Source organism: Nitrospina sp. P1_D6, assembly GCF_052156615.1.
Taxonomy (GTDB): domain Bacteria; phylum Nitrospinota; class Nitrospinia; order Nitrospinales; family Nitrospinaceae; genus Nitrospina.
The window spans coordinates 630,084-643,991 of record NZ_JBQKUN010000001.1; the positions used below are offsets into that span (position 1 = coordinate 630,084).

Sequence of the window (13,908 nt, forward strand, 5' to 3'; positions counted from 1 at the left end):
AGAAAATTCACTTGAACTAAAAACGATCCTGCACGCAAACTCTGGCAACCGGCCGCAAAATTCGTGACCCTGAACAGAGAAATTGCCACCTCCCTCTTGTTTCCCGGAGAATTGTGACGATACGAAACAAGGTTTCCCATGAAGAGATTAAACATGAAAAAAATTGCCTTTATCCTGTCGCTGTTCCTGGGAACGGTTCTTGCGAATGTGCCCGCAAACGCTGACTTTCTCCACATGCAGGAATACAGGGACGCGCTCAAAGTCGACCCCAACGACTACATCGCTCATTTCGGGCTGGGGCGGGCGTACGCGCAGATCGGCCTGTATGACAAGGCCATCGCTGAATTCAAAAAGGTGTTGGAGGTGGAGCCGCTTTTTTCCAGTGCCTACTACCAGATCGGCGAAGCCCATAGCCAACTGGGCCACACGAAGGAGGCCGCCGAAGCCTTTCGGGAAGCGGTGTTGCTGGACCCGAATTTTGCCAATGCCCAGTTTGGTCTGGGATATGCCAATTTGGAGCTTAAGAAATACGAAGAGGCGCTGGAACACCTGACCAACTCGCTTCGGATCAATCCCCGCATGCCGCGGGCCCATTTTGCATTGGGCCGGACTTACGCGGAAACCGACCGGCACACCGAAGCCATCCCGGAATACAAAATCGCGCTGGAACTCAGCCCCCTGCACCCCGAATGGAGATTTGCTCTGGCAAAGAGCATGGAAGCGCTGTCCCAGTTCGACTCTGCCATCGACCAGTACAAGCAGACCCTCGACCTCAACAGCAATTTTGCCGACGCCTACGCCGCCATCGGCCGCATTCAGGTTGCCACCGGCCAATTGGAAAAGGCTTTGGAACCTTTGGAGAATGCCCTTCGCATCGATCCCAAAAACGCACTGGCCCTAAAATACCTGGGCCGCGCCCTCAGCCGTATGGGAAAACACCGGGAAGCGATGCTGGCGTTCAAGGAGCTGACGTTCGTACAACCGCAGCAGGCTGAAAGTCATTACCAGCTCGGTCGTGAATACCTGCAGTTGGGCCAATTCGTCAACGCCCGCGAGTCTTTTGAAAACGCGCTGCGGTTTGATCCGAACGATCTCGATATCCGTTTCCACCTCGGTCAGACTTTGGAAAACCTGGGGCAAATGGAAAAAGCGATCGACGAGTACATGCAGGTGCTCAGCCTGAACCCGAAACACGTCCGCGCTCACCATCGCATCGCGGACCTCAGCCTGCTTCAGGAAAATTACCAAAGGGCCGCAGAGGAGTTTGAAAACGTCCTGCGGTTCGACCCTGAAAATGGGCCTGTGCAGCTGAAACTGGCCCGTGCCTATGAAGAACTCAACCGCTGGCAGGATGCCGTCTCGGCTTACCAGAAATCCCTCCGCTTTTTTCCAGATTCAGTGGAAATCTGGCAAAGCCTGGGAACCACACAATGGCAATTAGGAAACTACCGGGCGGCCATCGTACCGCTTCGCGAGACCCTGCGCAGGGACCCCGGCCGCTCCCAGGCCTGGATGTTTCTGGGTGACGCACTCATGCAACTGGACCAGCTGCAAAAAGCCGTCATTCCCTTCAAAAAAGCTCTGCAGTTGAACCCGGATCTTCCCCAGGCGGACCTCGGGCTGGGCATCATCTTCACCCGGCTGGGCAGGCATGAGCAGGCCGTGGTTCATTTGAAACGGACGGTGGCGCGAAATCCGGACAATTTTCAAGCCCAGGCCATGCTGGGGGACAGCTACCTGGAACTGGAGCGCTACGCTGAGGCGGTGCCTGCTCTCCGGGCAGCGATGGGCGATGTCACCCGTCGGCAAAAGATTCTCCTGAAACTGGGAAATGCCTACTGGCACCTCCGGCAATACCAGCCGGCCCTCAAGGCTTACCATCAGTCGGTTCAGCTGGATCCGGAAAACTTTAGAATCTACAATCAATTGGGGGTCATATACAGCGAAATCGGACAACCGGATAAAGCCATTCATGCCTACTCCGAGGCCATCCGGCTGAAATCCGATTATTTTGAGCCACGGTTCAACCTGGGGATGCTTTACGATCTTCTCGGAAGGTATCTGGACGCACTCACATCGCTGGACAGTGCCCTTCGCGTTGATGCCAAAAACCCTTCAGCCCATTTCAGCCGTGGCTGGGTATTGCTGCAACTCAAGCGGTACCGGGAAGCCGTTTGGGCTTTCCAGCAGGCAACGCGTTATGATCCCAGCAACGCAGACGCCCACTTCAATCTCGGTGTTGCTTTTGCCGCCGCGCATCGGCCAGGGGAAGCCCGCTCCGCCTTCCGAATGGCTCTCCGTATCGACCCCGACCACACCGGCGCCCTGACCCGGCTCGCAGAACTGGAAACCCGGACCAGCAAAAGAAACCCGCCAAAAATAAAATAATTTTTCATTTAAAAACAAGTATTTAAATAAATATCCCCATTTTAATACCTTAACTCTTTCAATGAAATTATTCCTCTTTATTTCGGGTTGACTGCCGCATGGAGTGTGGTTAGTGCACCGAAAGAAACCCCTGCAATTATTGCAGGGGTGCATGGAATCGAATCGAAGTTGCTGAGGCGCATTGCAGTTTCGATTTTGGGTCCGTACGCGCCCCACTCGTCCCCTTCTTTTTTCAACACTTCCCCGCGACCATATTTAGGTTGACAGCTTATTCGCCGGGTTTATATACTTCGTTTTTTTCCGCAGGTTTGATAAGATTAACCTGCCATAATTCAAATGAGTTACGGTTCAGTTTCTAACTGTCAACCCATCCATTATAGAGACCCCTCATGGACAACCCGGAAATCGAAACCAATCAGGAAGAATCCACCTCCGTGGAGACCGCCGCCCCGGAAGAAACGAAAATCTGCATGGACAAGGTCTATGAGATCATGGACACCTTTCCGAGCCGGTCGCGCCAGTTTTTGATTCCCCTGCTGACCAAGATCCAGAACGAGTTCCGGTTTCTTCCGGATGAGATCGTCGAGGTGGTGATGGAGGAATTGAACATCACGCGTGCGGAGATTTACGGCGTCATCTCCTTCTACCCCCAGTACCGAATCGTCGAGCCGGGCAAGTACATTTTCAAGCTCTGTTACGGTACGGCCTGTTTCGTCAAAGGCGCTCCCGTTATTGCTCAGAAATTGCAGGAAAAATACGGGATCGGCAAGGGCGAAACGGATGCCAGCAAGCTGTTCACGCTGGAATTTGCCTCCTGCCTCGGCAACTGCGGCGCCGCTCCGATGGCCATCATCGGCGAAGACACGCATGGCACCATTGACCCGGAAAAAACCTACGAAATCTGTGATCATTACAAGCTTTAAAAATACCAGGAGCCGAAGGAATAAATGAGTACCGTCGTCAGAAAAACGGTCAACTTCACGATCAATGACAAGCCGCTCACCGCGCCTGAGGGCACGATGATCCTCGATGCCGCAAAGCGGGCGGATATTTTTATCAGCAACCTGTGTTCGAACCCCAAACTGAAGCCGTTCGCCGCGTGCCGTACATGCATGGTGGAAATCAACGAGGACGGCAAGAAGGACCTCGTCTATTCCTGCACGCATCCGGTGTCCGAAGGCATGAAGATCCGTACGGACACGGATGAAACCAGCCGCTACAACGGTGCGTGCCTGGAGATGTTGCTGGTCGAACACCCGCTGGACTGCCCGATCTGCGACAAATCCGGCGTCTGCCCCCTGCAGGACAATACCGACCACCTGAAGCTGTGGAACGGCCGCTTCGAAATCAAGCGCCGCAACGAGCCCAGCATCAAGACCAACCCGATCATCGAGTTTTACCTGAACCGGTGCATCATGTGCGGCATGTGCGTGCGCGTGTGCGACGAGATTCAGGGTGTGCAGGCACTGGATTACCACAAGCGCGGCTACCAGGTGGGCATCGGCACCGCCAACGACGAGCCGCTGGACTGCGAGTTCTGCGGTCAGTGCATCACCGTCTGCCCCACCGGCGCCCTGATGGACATGACTTCGAGCGCACGAGGGCTGGTGTCCATGTTCAAGACCACCCACAGCACCTGCAACTTCTGTTCATGGGGTTGCACGGTCAAGATGGAAACCAAGAAAGGCCAGTTGGTGCGCATCGAAGGCGACGAAACGTTCGACCTCGGCATCAACGAAGGCAACCTGTGCGCCAAGGGCCGATTTGGCCACGGCATGGTCCACAACAAGCAGCGCATCCAGCAGCCGATGATGAATGTCGGTGGTACCTTTCAGGAAGTCAGCTGGTCGGAAGCGCTGGAGACCATCGCCGATCGCCTGAAAGCCACCATCAACCGCAGTGGACCGGCCAGCATCGCCGCCATCGGCGGGGAAAAGCTGACCAACGAGGAAAACTACCTGTTCCAGAAACTGTTCCGCGGTCTGGTCGGGACCAATCAGTTGACCAATCTCAACCAGCTGCGGGCGCCGTACGTCAACCGTTTCACCCAGCAGTGCTTCGAAAACGGCATCGTGTCCAAGCCGATCACGGAGCTGGATGAGGCAGACGTGGTGCTGCTGTTCAACACCGACATTCCCTCGGAATACCCGGTTGCGGGCAACTCCATCCGCAAGGCAGCGATCAACTTCGGCACCGACATCCTCATCGCCAACCCGCGGAACGTGGTCTTCCACCACGAATCCCGAGTAGAAGTGCGCATGACGTACAAACCGGGCTCGGATCTGGTGGTGGCCAACCGCATCAGCAAAATCCTGATCGACAAGAACCTCGTGGACACGGGCAAGGTGAAAACCGTTCTGCCCAATTACGACCAGTTTGTGCAGTCGTTGTCCAAATACACCGCCGAGTACGCTGAGAACGCGACCGGTCTGGATGACGCGACCCTCACCCGCGCCGCGGAACGCTTCAGCCGCAATGCCGACCGGTTCATCCTGGTCGGAAACGACATCCACGAAACCGGCCAGGGCGAGGCCATCCTGAATGCGCTTCTCAACCTGTCGGTCCTGGTGCATGCAGGCGGCGAAGGCAGTGTCAGCATCTATCCCCCTCGCGAGCACTGCAATTCGCAGGGCGTCAACGACATGGGACTCACGCCGGAATACCTGCCGGGCTACCGGCGCGCGGACGACTCCGAAGCGCTGGCGCATCTGGCCAAAACCTGGGGCCTCAATGAACTCAAGCTCACAGGGGAAAACCTGGTCGATGACCTGTGGGAACACTGCACCAAGGGCCACGTCAAGATGCTTTATATTGCCGGCGAGGACCCCTGCCACAGTTACTACAAGGCCGACGCGGTGAAAAACGCACTGCAGACGGTTCCCTTCCTCGTGGTGCACGATTCGTACATGACGGAAACTGCGAAAATGGCGGACCTCATTCTGCCGTCCTGCACCTACGCGGAGAAGGAGGGCACGTTCACCAACATGACCCGCCACGTTCAGAAGGTCGCTCCCGCAGTTCTGCCGGAAGGCGAGTCGCGCCCGGACTTCGACATCTTCCTCGACCTGGCGGATGCGTTTGGCAAGCCGTTCGATTTCAATTCGGTCGAGGACGTGCAGGCGGAAATCGAAATCGCCGCGCCCATTTACAAGGGAATGTTCCCCGGCAAAAAGTCCAAACAATGGACCCCCGCTGAAAGCGGCCACAAGCCGGGCTTTGCGGTCACTGAAGCGGAAGCCGCTCCGTCCACGAACGGCAACGGGTATCCTTTCACACTGATCAGCAACAACCACATGTTCCACATCGGCACCTACACGCAGTACGCCAAGGCGCTGATGGACATCGGGCCGGACTGCATCGCCGAGATCAATCCGAAGGACGCGAAAGAACTGGGCGTGGAAAGCGGCGACCGCATCCGTGTCGAGTCGTCCACACACACGGTGGAGGTTCCCGTGGAGGTCAGCAAGCGGTCGGTTCAGGGTGTCGTGTACATTCCCAAGAACTGGGTGGACGTTCCCATCAACAAGATGCGGAACGGTGAAGAGGGTCTGGTTTCGGTCAAAATCTCGAAGGCCGGCTGAGTCCAAAGCATCACAATCTAGGAGCAGAAAGAAGACATGTCCGATCTCAAGGAGAGTTTGCATACCGAACACCTGGTTCTTAACATGGGCCCGTCCCATCCGGCGACGCACGGAACGGTTAAATTCACCCTCACGCTGGACGGCGAAACCGTGGTGGACTGCGAAGTCGAGGTCGGCTATCTGCACCGCGGCTTCGAGAAGATGTGCGAAAGCGTCACCTACACCAACGTCTTCCCGTACACGGACCGGCTGAACTACTGCTCCGCCATCATGAACAACATCAGCTACGCGCTGGCGGTGGAGAAACTCCTGGGCATCGAATGCACTGACCGGTGCCAGTACATCCGCGTCGTCACCAACGAGTTGATGCGCATCGCCGATCACTACACCAACATCGCGGCGGCGGCGCTGGAGCTCGGCGCCCTGACAGCATTCATCTACTTTGTCGAGGCCCGCGAAATCCTGTGGGACATCCTGGAAAAAATCTGCGGTGCGCGGCTCACCTCCAACTACGTGCGCATCGGCGGACTCATGTGCGACATCCCGGAAGACCTGGATGACGACCTGAAAGCCGCCTACCCGAAGCTGGACGCGCTGTTCGACGATGTCGACAAGCTGCTCACCAAGAACCGCATTTTCCTCGACCGCATGTGCGATACGGGAATCATCTCGGTGGAAGAAGCCATTTCCTATGGCTTCACCGGACCGTGCCTGCGCGCCTGTGGTGTTGATTACGACGTGCGCAAGGCCCAGCCGTACCTGGTTTACGACCGCATCGACTTCGACGTCCCGCTCGGCCGTACCGGTGACAACTTTGACCGCTACCTGGTGCGCATGGAGGAAATCAAGCAGAGCTACAAGATCATCAAGCAGGCGATGAAAGACATGCCGGACGGTCCCATCAACGTGGACAACCCGTACATGCGCCAGCCTTCCAAGCAGGATGTGTACACGCGCATGGAAGAGATGATCGCCCACTTCAAGCTGACCATCGACGGCATCAAACCGCCGGTCGGCGAGGTGTACCTTGGCACGGAAGCGGCAAACGGCGAACTCGGTTTTTACCTGGTGAGCGACGGTTCCGGCCGTCCCTACAAGTGCCGCGTGCGCCCGCCCTGCTTCACCATGACGGCGGCGATGGAAGTGATGGTGCGCGGCGCCATGCTGGCCGACATCATCCCCACCTTCGACATGATCAACATGATCGGCGGTGAGTGCGACCGGTAAGCGGTTCCACTTCCATCAACCGGTTGACCTCCCTCCCGATTGACCCTATTCTCAAAGGATCGGGCGCACCACGCCCTTCATCCCCGGTCCGCAGAGCATCATGTCCAAACTCCTGAAACCCCTGTTTTTTCTTTTCGGCGTCGGCCTGTTTGCGTGGGCCGTGAGCACCGTCGACTTCAAGGACGTCACCCATCACCTGCTGGACATGGGCTGGGGCTTCGGCCTGGTGTTCCTTGCCTATGGGCTGGTCGCCTACTTCGACGCGCGGTCCTGGCAGTTCGCCTTCAAACCCGAAGAAGTGGAACAGCTCACCACCTTCGCACTGTGGAAAGTCCGCACCATCGGCGAATCGTTCAACGCCATCACGCCGTTCGGATCCCTGGGCGGCGAGCCGGTGAAAGCGCATTTCCTGAAAGAGCAGTACGGCCTCGGTTACAAACAGGGGCTGGCCTCGCAGGTGGTGGCGCGCACCACGCTGATGCTGAGCCTCATCCTGTTCATGATTCCGGGAACGGTCTTCCTGTTTTTTGCCGACGGCATCGACGAAACGTTCAAGAACGGCAGCGCCGCAGGACTCATCACCTTCTCCATCCTCATTATCCTGTTCCTGCTGTTCCAAATCACGGGATGCCTGAGCATTCTGGTCGGCTGGTTTGACCGCACCTTTCCCAAAAGCGAGGCGCGCCCGGCTGTGGACCACATGCTCCAACTCTGCAACATGATGTCGGGATACTACCGTGAACACCGCACGCTCTGCTTCAAATCCATCTGGTACGGCTGGCTGGGCTGGGCGGCGGGGGTGATCGAACTCTACTTCACGCTCTATTTTCTCGGCGTCGAGTTGAGCTGGATGGAGTTGTGGACCATCGAAGCGATCCTGCAATTGGTTCGGGTGGGCAGTTTCTTCATTCCGGTCAGCCTGGGGGCGCAGGAAGCGGGGCTGGTGGTGATATTCATGTCGATGGGGATGAGCGGCCCGCTCGGGCTCGCTGTGTCCCTGGTGCGGCGCATTCGCGAGTTGATCTGGATCGGGCTCGGCCTCCTGCTCGGTGGAAGCGCCGCATTCAAACCCATGCGCATCCCGGCGGAGTCCTCAGAGCAACCCTGAAAAAAAACGGCCACCCGGTGGCACTCAGCGAGTGACCGGATGGCCGCTTTGAAAACGGATTCCCTTACATCTTAGAATACATCGCGCGAAACCCCGCGATCACGACCGCGTCCGAAGGGTGTGCGTTTCAGGGATTCGGTGAATACGTCCGACTGCTGAACCAGTCCGTCGTGCTTCGTTTTAATCGTATCAATGCGTTTTTCTTTCAATTCATTGATCGCGTCCTCGATCATCTTCTCGGCTTCGTCTTTCGGTTTGTCTTTTTTCTTCGCATTCGGTGCGGGGTTCTGTCCCGACTGCGGAGCGGTTCCGGTGGACTGCGCCGTCACCGGCTGGGACGAAGACTGTCCTGAGGGAACCGTGGTGGCCGTGTTCTGGGCAGACGGCTGAAGCCCGGGAGTTCCCTCCGGCTGGGCGGGGGCCGACTGTGCGCCCTCCGGCACGGCGGCGGTTTCAATTTCCTTGTCCTCTCCCTCTTCCGCTTCCTTCATCGACTTTTTGAAATTTCGAATGCTGTTGCCAAAGGCACTGCCGATCTCCGGCAACTTGCCGGCGCCGAAAATGATCATGATGATCACCAGGATCACCATCAACTCTGGAAAACCGATCCCCATCATAAAAACCTCTTTAAAAGAAAATTTTAGGACCCTGACGGGCACTGGCACTCAGGGGAAATGCTGTAGGAATTATAGCATAATCGCAGACACCAACTAAACCACCCGAACCTGGAAATCGAGAATCCGGGATATCAACCCAAAAAAAAGCAGAAGCCCTTAATTCACAAGGACTTCTGCCTATTTGAGGAGCTCCCGATCACGCCCCGGTTTGCGTCACCCGCCGATATGGGCGTTCAAAATCGGGGAATTGATGATGGCCTGGTTGCCATTGGCGCGGGACTTGGCCGCTTTGAAATGCATGGTGGCTTTGCCATGCTGACCCATTTTGTCCAAGGCGATGGCTTCGTTGAAATGAATTTCACCGTTGGATGCATCGATGCCGGCGGACTCTTCAAAATGCTTGAAAGCGACATCGTAATGCCCCTGATTCCAATGTTTGATGCCTTCCTGATTGTGCATTTTGGCGCTTTCAGGGGCACTGTCAGGCAATTTCATGGGACCTTCATCCGCCATGGCCGAGAAGGGGATCATCATCACGAAAGCGATAACCAAACTGACCAGCAGTTTTCTCATATTCCTAATCTCCCACAAAAATTTTGGGTTTACGGTTATAAAAAAGCCTATCATTTTCCATGCCCGAATTAAAACATTTTCTAGACCATGGTTTATCCGGGATCACCCAACTACAGGTAACCAAAATTCCTTCTTCCTGATAATGCCAGGATCAGGAGTTGTCGAAGGCGTTTAAAATGCGACTTGCTTCGGCGACATATTCCCGGCGGGTCATGCCGGACAACACGATATCCACTCCCCGGTCCAGAAGCCATTTCACTCCCAGAACCTGCAAAGGGATCGCCTCGGGGGTACCGGGAAAATAACGTTCCCGCAGGGACTCGATTCTGGAGTTGGATTCCTGGTGAAACCGAACCTTCAAATCCTGCGAAATCCAATCGACATATTGCTCGGCAGTACCAAACATTTCATCGAAGCTGACAGGATCCCACAGGCGGGCCTGCACGGTCTGTTCGCCCAGTGACCGGGCGCGGAAATAAACCTGCCGGATGTTCTCGAGCACTTCGTTCAATTGCCGGCTGCTTTCGGGCTTGAAAGTACGGACCGGCTCGAGGAGGTCGCGGAACTTGAACGGCGAAGGAATGCTTGCCTGCTCCAGCACTTCTTTCAAATTACGCCCATCGGCCATGCTGTTCAGGTGAATGCGCGTTTCCAACTCTTTCAACTCGTCCAGCAACCAGTCCCATTTCTGTTCGCGGTTTCCGGATTCGCTTTCCGGGTAATCGATGAGCACCACGCCCTCCCCTTCCACAACCGCACGGTAGGGTCTGCCTGCAATGGTTTTGAGTCCCAGGGACTTTGCGCGTTCCACCAACGACGGACCCTTTCCGCTTCCCGTAACGGCCCGATCATGAATGAAATTGGCGGAAAATTCGATTGCTTGAAATCCAGGCAAGTCCTTATTCTCCGCGTGTACGGTCTCCAGGGTGAAGCCACTCCACCGGGGCTCGCTTTCCAGCCAGTCGGGGAAGGCAATGCCAAAGCCGGAAATTCGCGCGCGTTCGCATTCTTCCTGCAAATAAAGAAATGCACGACGTACCTGTTCCCGGCAGGCTTCACTATCCAGCGTCGTCAGTGCCTCCTCCGGCAGGCGCAGGACCACGAGGTCCAGTTGCGGCAGACCGGTGCGGCGGATGGAGCGGTCAATCTGGTCCTTCAAAAAATCAGGGTGCATGCAGAATGCACGGTCCGCACCCAGTGGAATCACATCCGGTACAGGGCGGCCGCGGGTTTCGAGGTCCTGCAAAAGGCGGTGATGCCGCCCCTTCGCCAAACCCAGGGCGGTGATGACGAACACCCCCTCCGCCCCCTGTCCGCCGGCATTCAGACGGCGGTTGAGCGCATCCCCGAAAACGATCTGGTCTTCCCCTTCCGAAAAATCGGGCGAGGTTTCAACAACATTCAGCGGGCTTCCGAGGAAGGCATCGATGGCCTCCGTGTGTTGACGTTGAACGCGCCCGAAGGACTTCAATCCCAGTCCCAGACGGCTCACCCGTCTTCCATTCCAGTCGATGCACGCCGCATCGGGAAGCAAACGGGTGCGCTCGGCACAGGCGTCCATCTCGGCACCGCCCTTGCGGGAATCGAAACGGCTTTCGACCAGGTCACACGACCACGGGTAGGCGGGATGGGTGGTCAGGCGCTTGTCGTCCACCGCACCGCCGATGGTGAAATGATACAGGCTCTGGTAGGTGTTGCCGCGAAGGCGCAGGATTTCATGCACGGGATCGTCGAAATAGCACCCGATGCCGGTGGCGCGGAGGCCCATGAACTCGGCGGCCAGGTACAGCATTTGTCCCACGATGCCCGCTTCCCAGAACAGGCGGCGATAATACCAGGCGCCCTGTTGTTCCAGGGAATCATGAAATTCAGCGATCATGCCCAGACTGAACGCGCTTTGCCCGGCGATCTCCTGGGTGCAACTCACCTGCGCCGCTTCCCGCTGGATGTTCGTCTCCTTGAGCAGGTAAAGGGGCAATTGTTCCGGACAGCCCTCCGGCCGTTGCCACAGAAAGGCGGAGTCGGTGCTTTCTTTGAGGCGTTGCAGTTGCCCCAAATCCCGAACGAAAAAATAGATTCCCGGAGGCAGGTCTTCCACACGATGGACGTAAAGACAAAAATGAATGGACGGTTTCCACGGCACCGCGTCGGCAGGCACAGACTGGATGGTTTGCGCAAGAGTTTTGTAAAACGCATCGCGCGTCATGCCGGTCTGACCGTCGAAAGCCACGGCACTGCGGCGTTGCCGAATGATCTGTCGCGCGGTGATGCGTTGCTGGCGCACAGGGAGTTCAGAATTCAACCAATCATGACGGACGGGAAACGGTGGAACCCGGTCCCACCTCCCCGGCCCGGGTTTCAATGTCGATTCCGCGACTTCGTCGATGACCGGCCATTCGCGGCGATCCGGACTCAAACGATTGGCGCGTCCTCGCCAATTCGCCCGGCGCACCGACTGCACCGCACCCGGAGGAAGATTCCTGACGGGCGGCATCTCATCCGGTTGCGTGAGCACCGCCGCCACCAGGTCCGGATGTTCGCCCTCGGCCTCCCTGTAATCGGCTTCGCGATCAAGCCCAAACAACCCCGCGATGGCGACATCGTCCATATCCTCGAGGAGGACCAGTTTCCATCCAAGCACTGCGGCGGCAATGCGGTAGGCCCCCAGCGCGTGGCCGATGTCATGCTGGCAATAACGGAACGCGCGTTCACCGTACTTCCATGCTTCCCGCCAGTGAATCGAAGTCAATCCCGCAAGGAAAGTCCCATCCGGAAAATTTATCAGCAATGAACGAAACGTTTCCTCGTCCAGTTCGGCACGTCTCTCCAGCCCGTGTTCTTTCGGCGCGTAGTGGTACACTCCCGGAGCGTCCCCGATGCCCTCCATCGCATCGAGCACCCCATAGCCTTCCGTGGGGTGCAGGTTGCCGCTGGACGGATTGCTGCGCAATGCCCAGCGGTTGTCACCCGCCTGCTTCCACGCCGAGATGGCCAGCGACAATTCGAAAAAACGCGAAAGGGAGTCTGCATTGAGCAACCAAGGTTCAATGGCGTTCTCTTCAAAAATTTTGTAATAAGGGGGGGAGTCGTCGGAAACAATCGGGGGCAAATATACCAACGGCGCATCTTCGTACCTGCGAAACGGGTTGGGTTGCGTCGCCCAATCCAGGTGCCCCGGGCCTTTTGCCAGGTTGTGGTAATGGTGTTTTGTCCGCTGATGATAGGAAACAGCAGATTTAACAGGATTGCGGTTCATGAAAACCAGACAAGTTGATTTTGCGGTAGCAGACGGGAAATCAAGGACCTTATTGCAGAATACCGGGAGAGATCGTAACTTTTCCCGGCAAAACCGCCTTGCCCCTTGATCGGGTTCCAAAAATTAAATAAACTTGTGGATTAGATGTTCGCTATTACCTAGAGGTTTGAAATAATATGGATTTGGAAGATTTGTTTTCAAAGAATTTCATCAACGGCGACACCCTGGACCTGGAAAACCGTCGCCTGGGTGATGAAGGAGCCAAGGCTCTGGCGCAAATGGAACAACTGGGCCAGGTCATCAAACTCGAGTTGGGTGACAACGAAATCGGGGATGAAGGTGTGGCTGCCCTGGCCGGAAGCCCCCACATCAAAAACCTGAAAGTCTTGAACCTGAAATCGAACAAGATCACAGCTGAAGGAGCCAAACACCTTGCCCACTCCGGGAATGTCTCCAATCTCGAGCAATTGGTGATGAAGTTCAACCAGATTGGAGAAGAAGGCGCGCGGTATCTGGCCGCCTCGGAGAATTTCGCAAGTCTCAACACGCTCGACCTGTTCCGCAACAACCTCGGCGCGGAAGGTGCCGCGGCGATAAAGCAAGCCAGCTATTTTAAGAACCTGAACCGCGTCCGCCTGGATTGATTCCGCTTACTGCCAACGGTTTCATCCTCCGCGGTTCAATCCATTTCCTATCGTACTTTTATGAATTTGACTGCAAGATACCCAAGAAGTCCAAGACAACGGCTTGCGGAGCTGGTTCATGTACCACGAATGATCGACAAAGCCCGCGCCTGTCACAAAAACACACTGGGAGAATACATTTATCCCTGTCCTCTCGACAAAATGATTCTGGAGTTCCTGAACGTGGATTCCGATACCTTCATGGAAAAGGCCGCATCGTTTCCCGAAGCCACCATAGAGGAGTGGGTCGAGTATCTCGTACAGGACAAGTCCCGCCGGGATTTCGAAAAAATCAATGAAGCCATCCTGAACGCGTCGCCGGACAACGACGAAGCACGGGAAAAATTCAAAAACCTCCTGAATTCCATCGACCGCACCCGGGACGACATAACGAGCTGGGCGGAGTTGATCGACCTGGAAGAGGGCCGAATGTGACCCTTCCCTGCTTGGAACAGGGAGACTATTCCCTGACCTG

At 56.3% G+C, this 13,908-nt stretch carries 10 protein-coding genes; 7 read left to right on the forward strand and 3 right to left on the reverse strand.

The features are described 5' to 3' along the window. Positions 1 to 153: 153 nt before the first annotated feature. From ACTRXA_RS02975 to ACTRXA_RS02995, 5 genes are all read left to right on the forward strand, one after another. Positions 154 to 2,388 (forward strand): tetratricopeptide repeat protein, encoded by a 2,235-nt coding sequence (locus ACTRXA_RS02975; RefSeq protein ID WP_442425718.1) that lies wholly within the window; start codon positions 154 to 156, stop codon positions 2,386 to 2,388. A 389-nt stretch (positions 2,389 to 2,777) separates the two neighbouring features. After that, positions 2,778 to 3,311, forward strand: a complete 534-nt coding sequence (locus ACTRXA_RS02980) for an NADH-quinone oxidoreductase subunit NuoE family protein (protein ID WP_442425719.1) — start codon at positions 2,778 to 2,780, stop codon at positions 3,309 to 3,311. A gap of 24 nt (positions 3,312 to 3,335) precedes the next feature. Further along, positions 3,336 to 5,969 (forward strand): molybdopterin-dependent oxidoreductase, encoded by a 2,634-nt coding sequence (locus tag ACTRXA_RS02985; RefSeq protein WP_442425720.1) that lies wholly within the window; start codon positions 3,336 to 3,338, stop codon positions 5,967 to 5,969. Positions 5,970 to 6,005: 36 nt separating this feature from the next. Then, complete coding sequence (gene nuoD / locus ACTRXA_RS02990; protein WP_442425721.1) at positions 6,006 to 7,196, forward strand: NADH dehydrogenase (quinone) subunit D; 1,191 nt, start codon at positions 6,006 to 6,008, stop codon at positions 7,194 to 7,196. Positions 7,197 to 7,296: 100 nt separating this feature from the next. Continuing rightward, the gene (locus ACTRXA_RS02995) at positions 7,297 to 8,304 is read left to right on the forward strand and encodes a lysylphosphatidylglycerol synthase transmembrane domain-containing protein (RefSeq protein WP_442425722.1); all 1,008 of its coding nucleotides are present in this window, start codon (positions 7,297 to 7,299) and stop codon (positions 8,302 to 8,304) included. A 71-nt stretch (positions 8,305 to 8,375) separates the two neighbouring features. On the opposite strand, the gene tatA is transcribed toward ACTRXA_RS02995, so the two are convergent. The 3 genes from tatA to ACTRXA_RS03010 all read right to left on the reverse strand — a co-directional run bounded on the left by tatA (position 8,376) and on the right by ACTRXA_RS03010 (position 12,612). Continuing rightward, on the reverse strand, positions 8,376 to 8,921 hold the full coding sequence (gene tatA, locus ACTRXA_RS03000) for a twin-arginine translocase TatA/TatE family subunit (protein ID WP_442425723.1): 546 nt from the start codon (positions 8,919 to 8,921) through the stop codon (positions 8,376 to 8,378). A gap of 213 nt (positions 8,922 to 9,134) precedes the next feature. Then, positions 9,135 to 9,494: a hypothetical protein gene (locus ACTRXA_RS03005; RefSeq protein WP_005010958.1), complete on the reverse strand. Its 360-nt coding sequence runs from the start codon at positions 9,492 to 9,494 to the stop codon at positions 9,135 to 9,137. Between the two features lie 151 nt (positions 9,495 to 9,645). Continuing rightward, the gene (locus ACTRXA_RS03010; protein WP_442425724.1) at positions 9,646 to 12,612 is read right to left on the reverse strand and encodes a hypothetical protein; all 2,967 of its coding nucleotides are present in this window, start codon (positions 12,610 to 12,612) and stop codon (positions 9,646 to 9,648) included. Between the two features lie 314 nt (positions 12,613 to 12,926). Here ACTRXA_RS03010 and ACTRXA_RS03015 point away from each other — a divergent pair, with 314 nt between their 5' ends. Continuing rightward, positions 12,927 to 13,394, forward strand: coding sequence for a hypothetical protein (locus tag ACTRXA_RS03015; RefSeq protein ID WP_442425725.1), 468 nt, complete (start codon positions 12,927 to 12,929; stop codon positions 13,392 to 13,394). 60 nt (positions 13,395 to 13,454) lie between these two features. Continuing rightward, positions 13,455 to 13,868, forward strand: coding sequence for a DUF5069 domain-containing protein (locus ACTRXA_RS03020; protein WP_442425726.1), 414 nt, complete (start codon positions 13,455 to 13,457; stop codon positions 13,866 to 13,868). Positions 13,869 to 13,908 lie beyond the last annotated feature (40 nt).

What these genes read in the sequence shown, in the direction of transcription:
- ACTRXA_RS02975 (WP_442425718.1), top strand. Translation starts at nt 154, where the DNA reads ATGAAAAAAATTGCCTTTATCCTGTCGCTGTTCCTGGGAACGGTTCTT.
- ACTRXA_RS02980 (WP_442425719.1), top strand. Translation starts at nt 2,778, where the DNA reads ATGGACAACCCGGAAATCGAAACCAATCAGGAAGAATCCACCTCCGTG.
- ACTRXA_RS02985 (WP_442425720.1), top strand. Translation starts at nt 3,336, where the DNA reads ATGAGTACCGTCGTCAGAAAAACGGTCAACTTCACGATCAATGACAAG.
- nuoD (WP_442425721.1), top strand. Translation starts at nt 6,006, where the DNA reads ATGTCCGATCTCAAGGAGAGTTTGCATACCGAACACCTGGTTCTTAAC.
- ACTRXA_RS02995 (WP_442425722.1), top strand. Translation starts at nt 7,297, where the DNA reads ATGTCCAAACTCCTGAAACCCCTGTTTTTTCTTTTCGGCGTCGGCCTG.
- tatA (WP_442425723.1), bottom strand. Translation starts at nt 8,921, where the DNA reads ATGATGGGGATCGGTTTTCCAGAGTTGATGGTGATCCTGGTGATCATC.
- ACTRXA_RS03005 (WP_005010958.1), bottom strand. Translation starts at nt 9,494, where the DNA reads ATGAGAAAACTGCTGGTCAGTTTGGTTATCGCTTTCGTGATGATGATC.
- ACTRXA_RS03015 (WP_442425725.1), top strand. Translation starts at nt 12,927, where the DNA reads ATGGATTTGGAAGATTTGTTTTCAAAGAATTTCATCAACGGCGACACC.
- ACTRXA_RS03020 (WP_442425726.1), top strand. Translation starts at nt 13,455, where the DNA reads ATGAATTTGACTGCAAGATACCCAAGAAGTCCAAGACAACGGCTTGCG.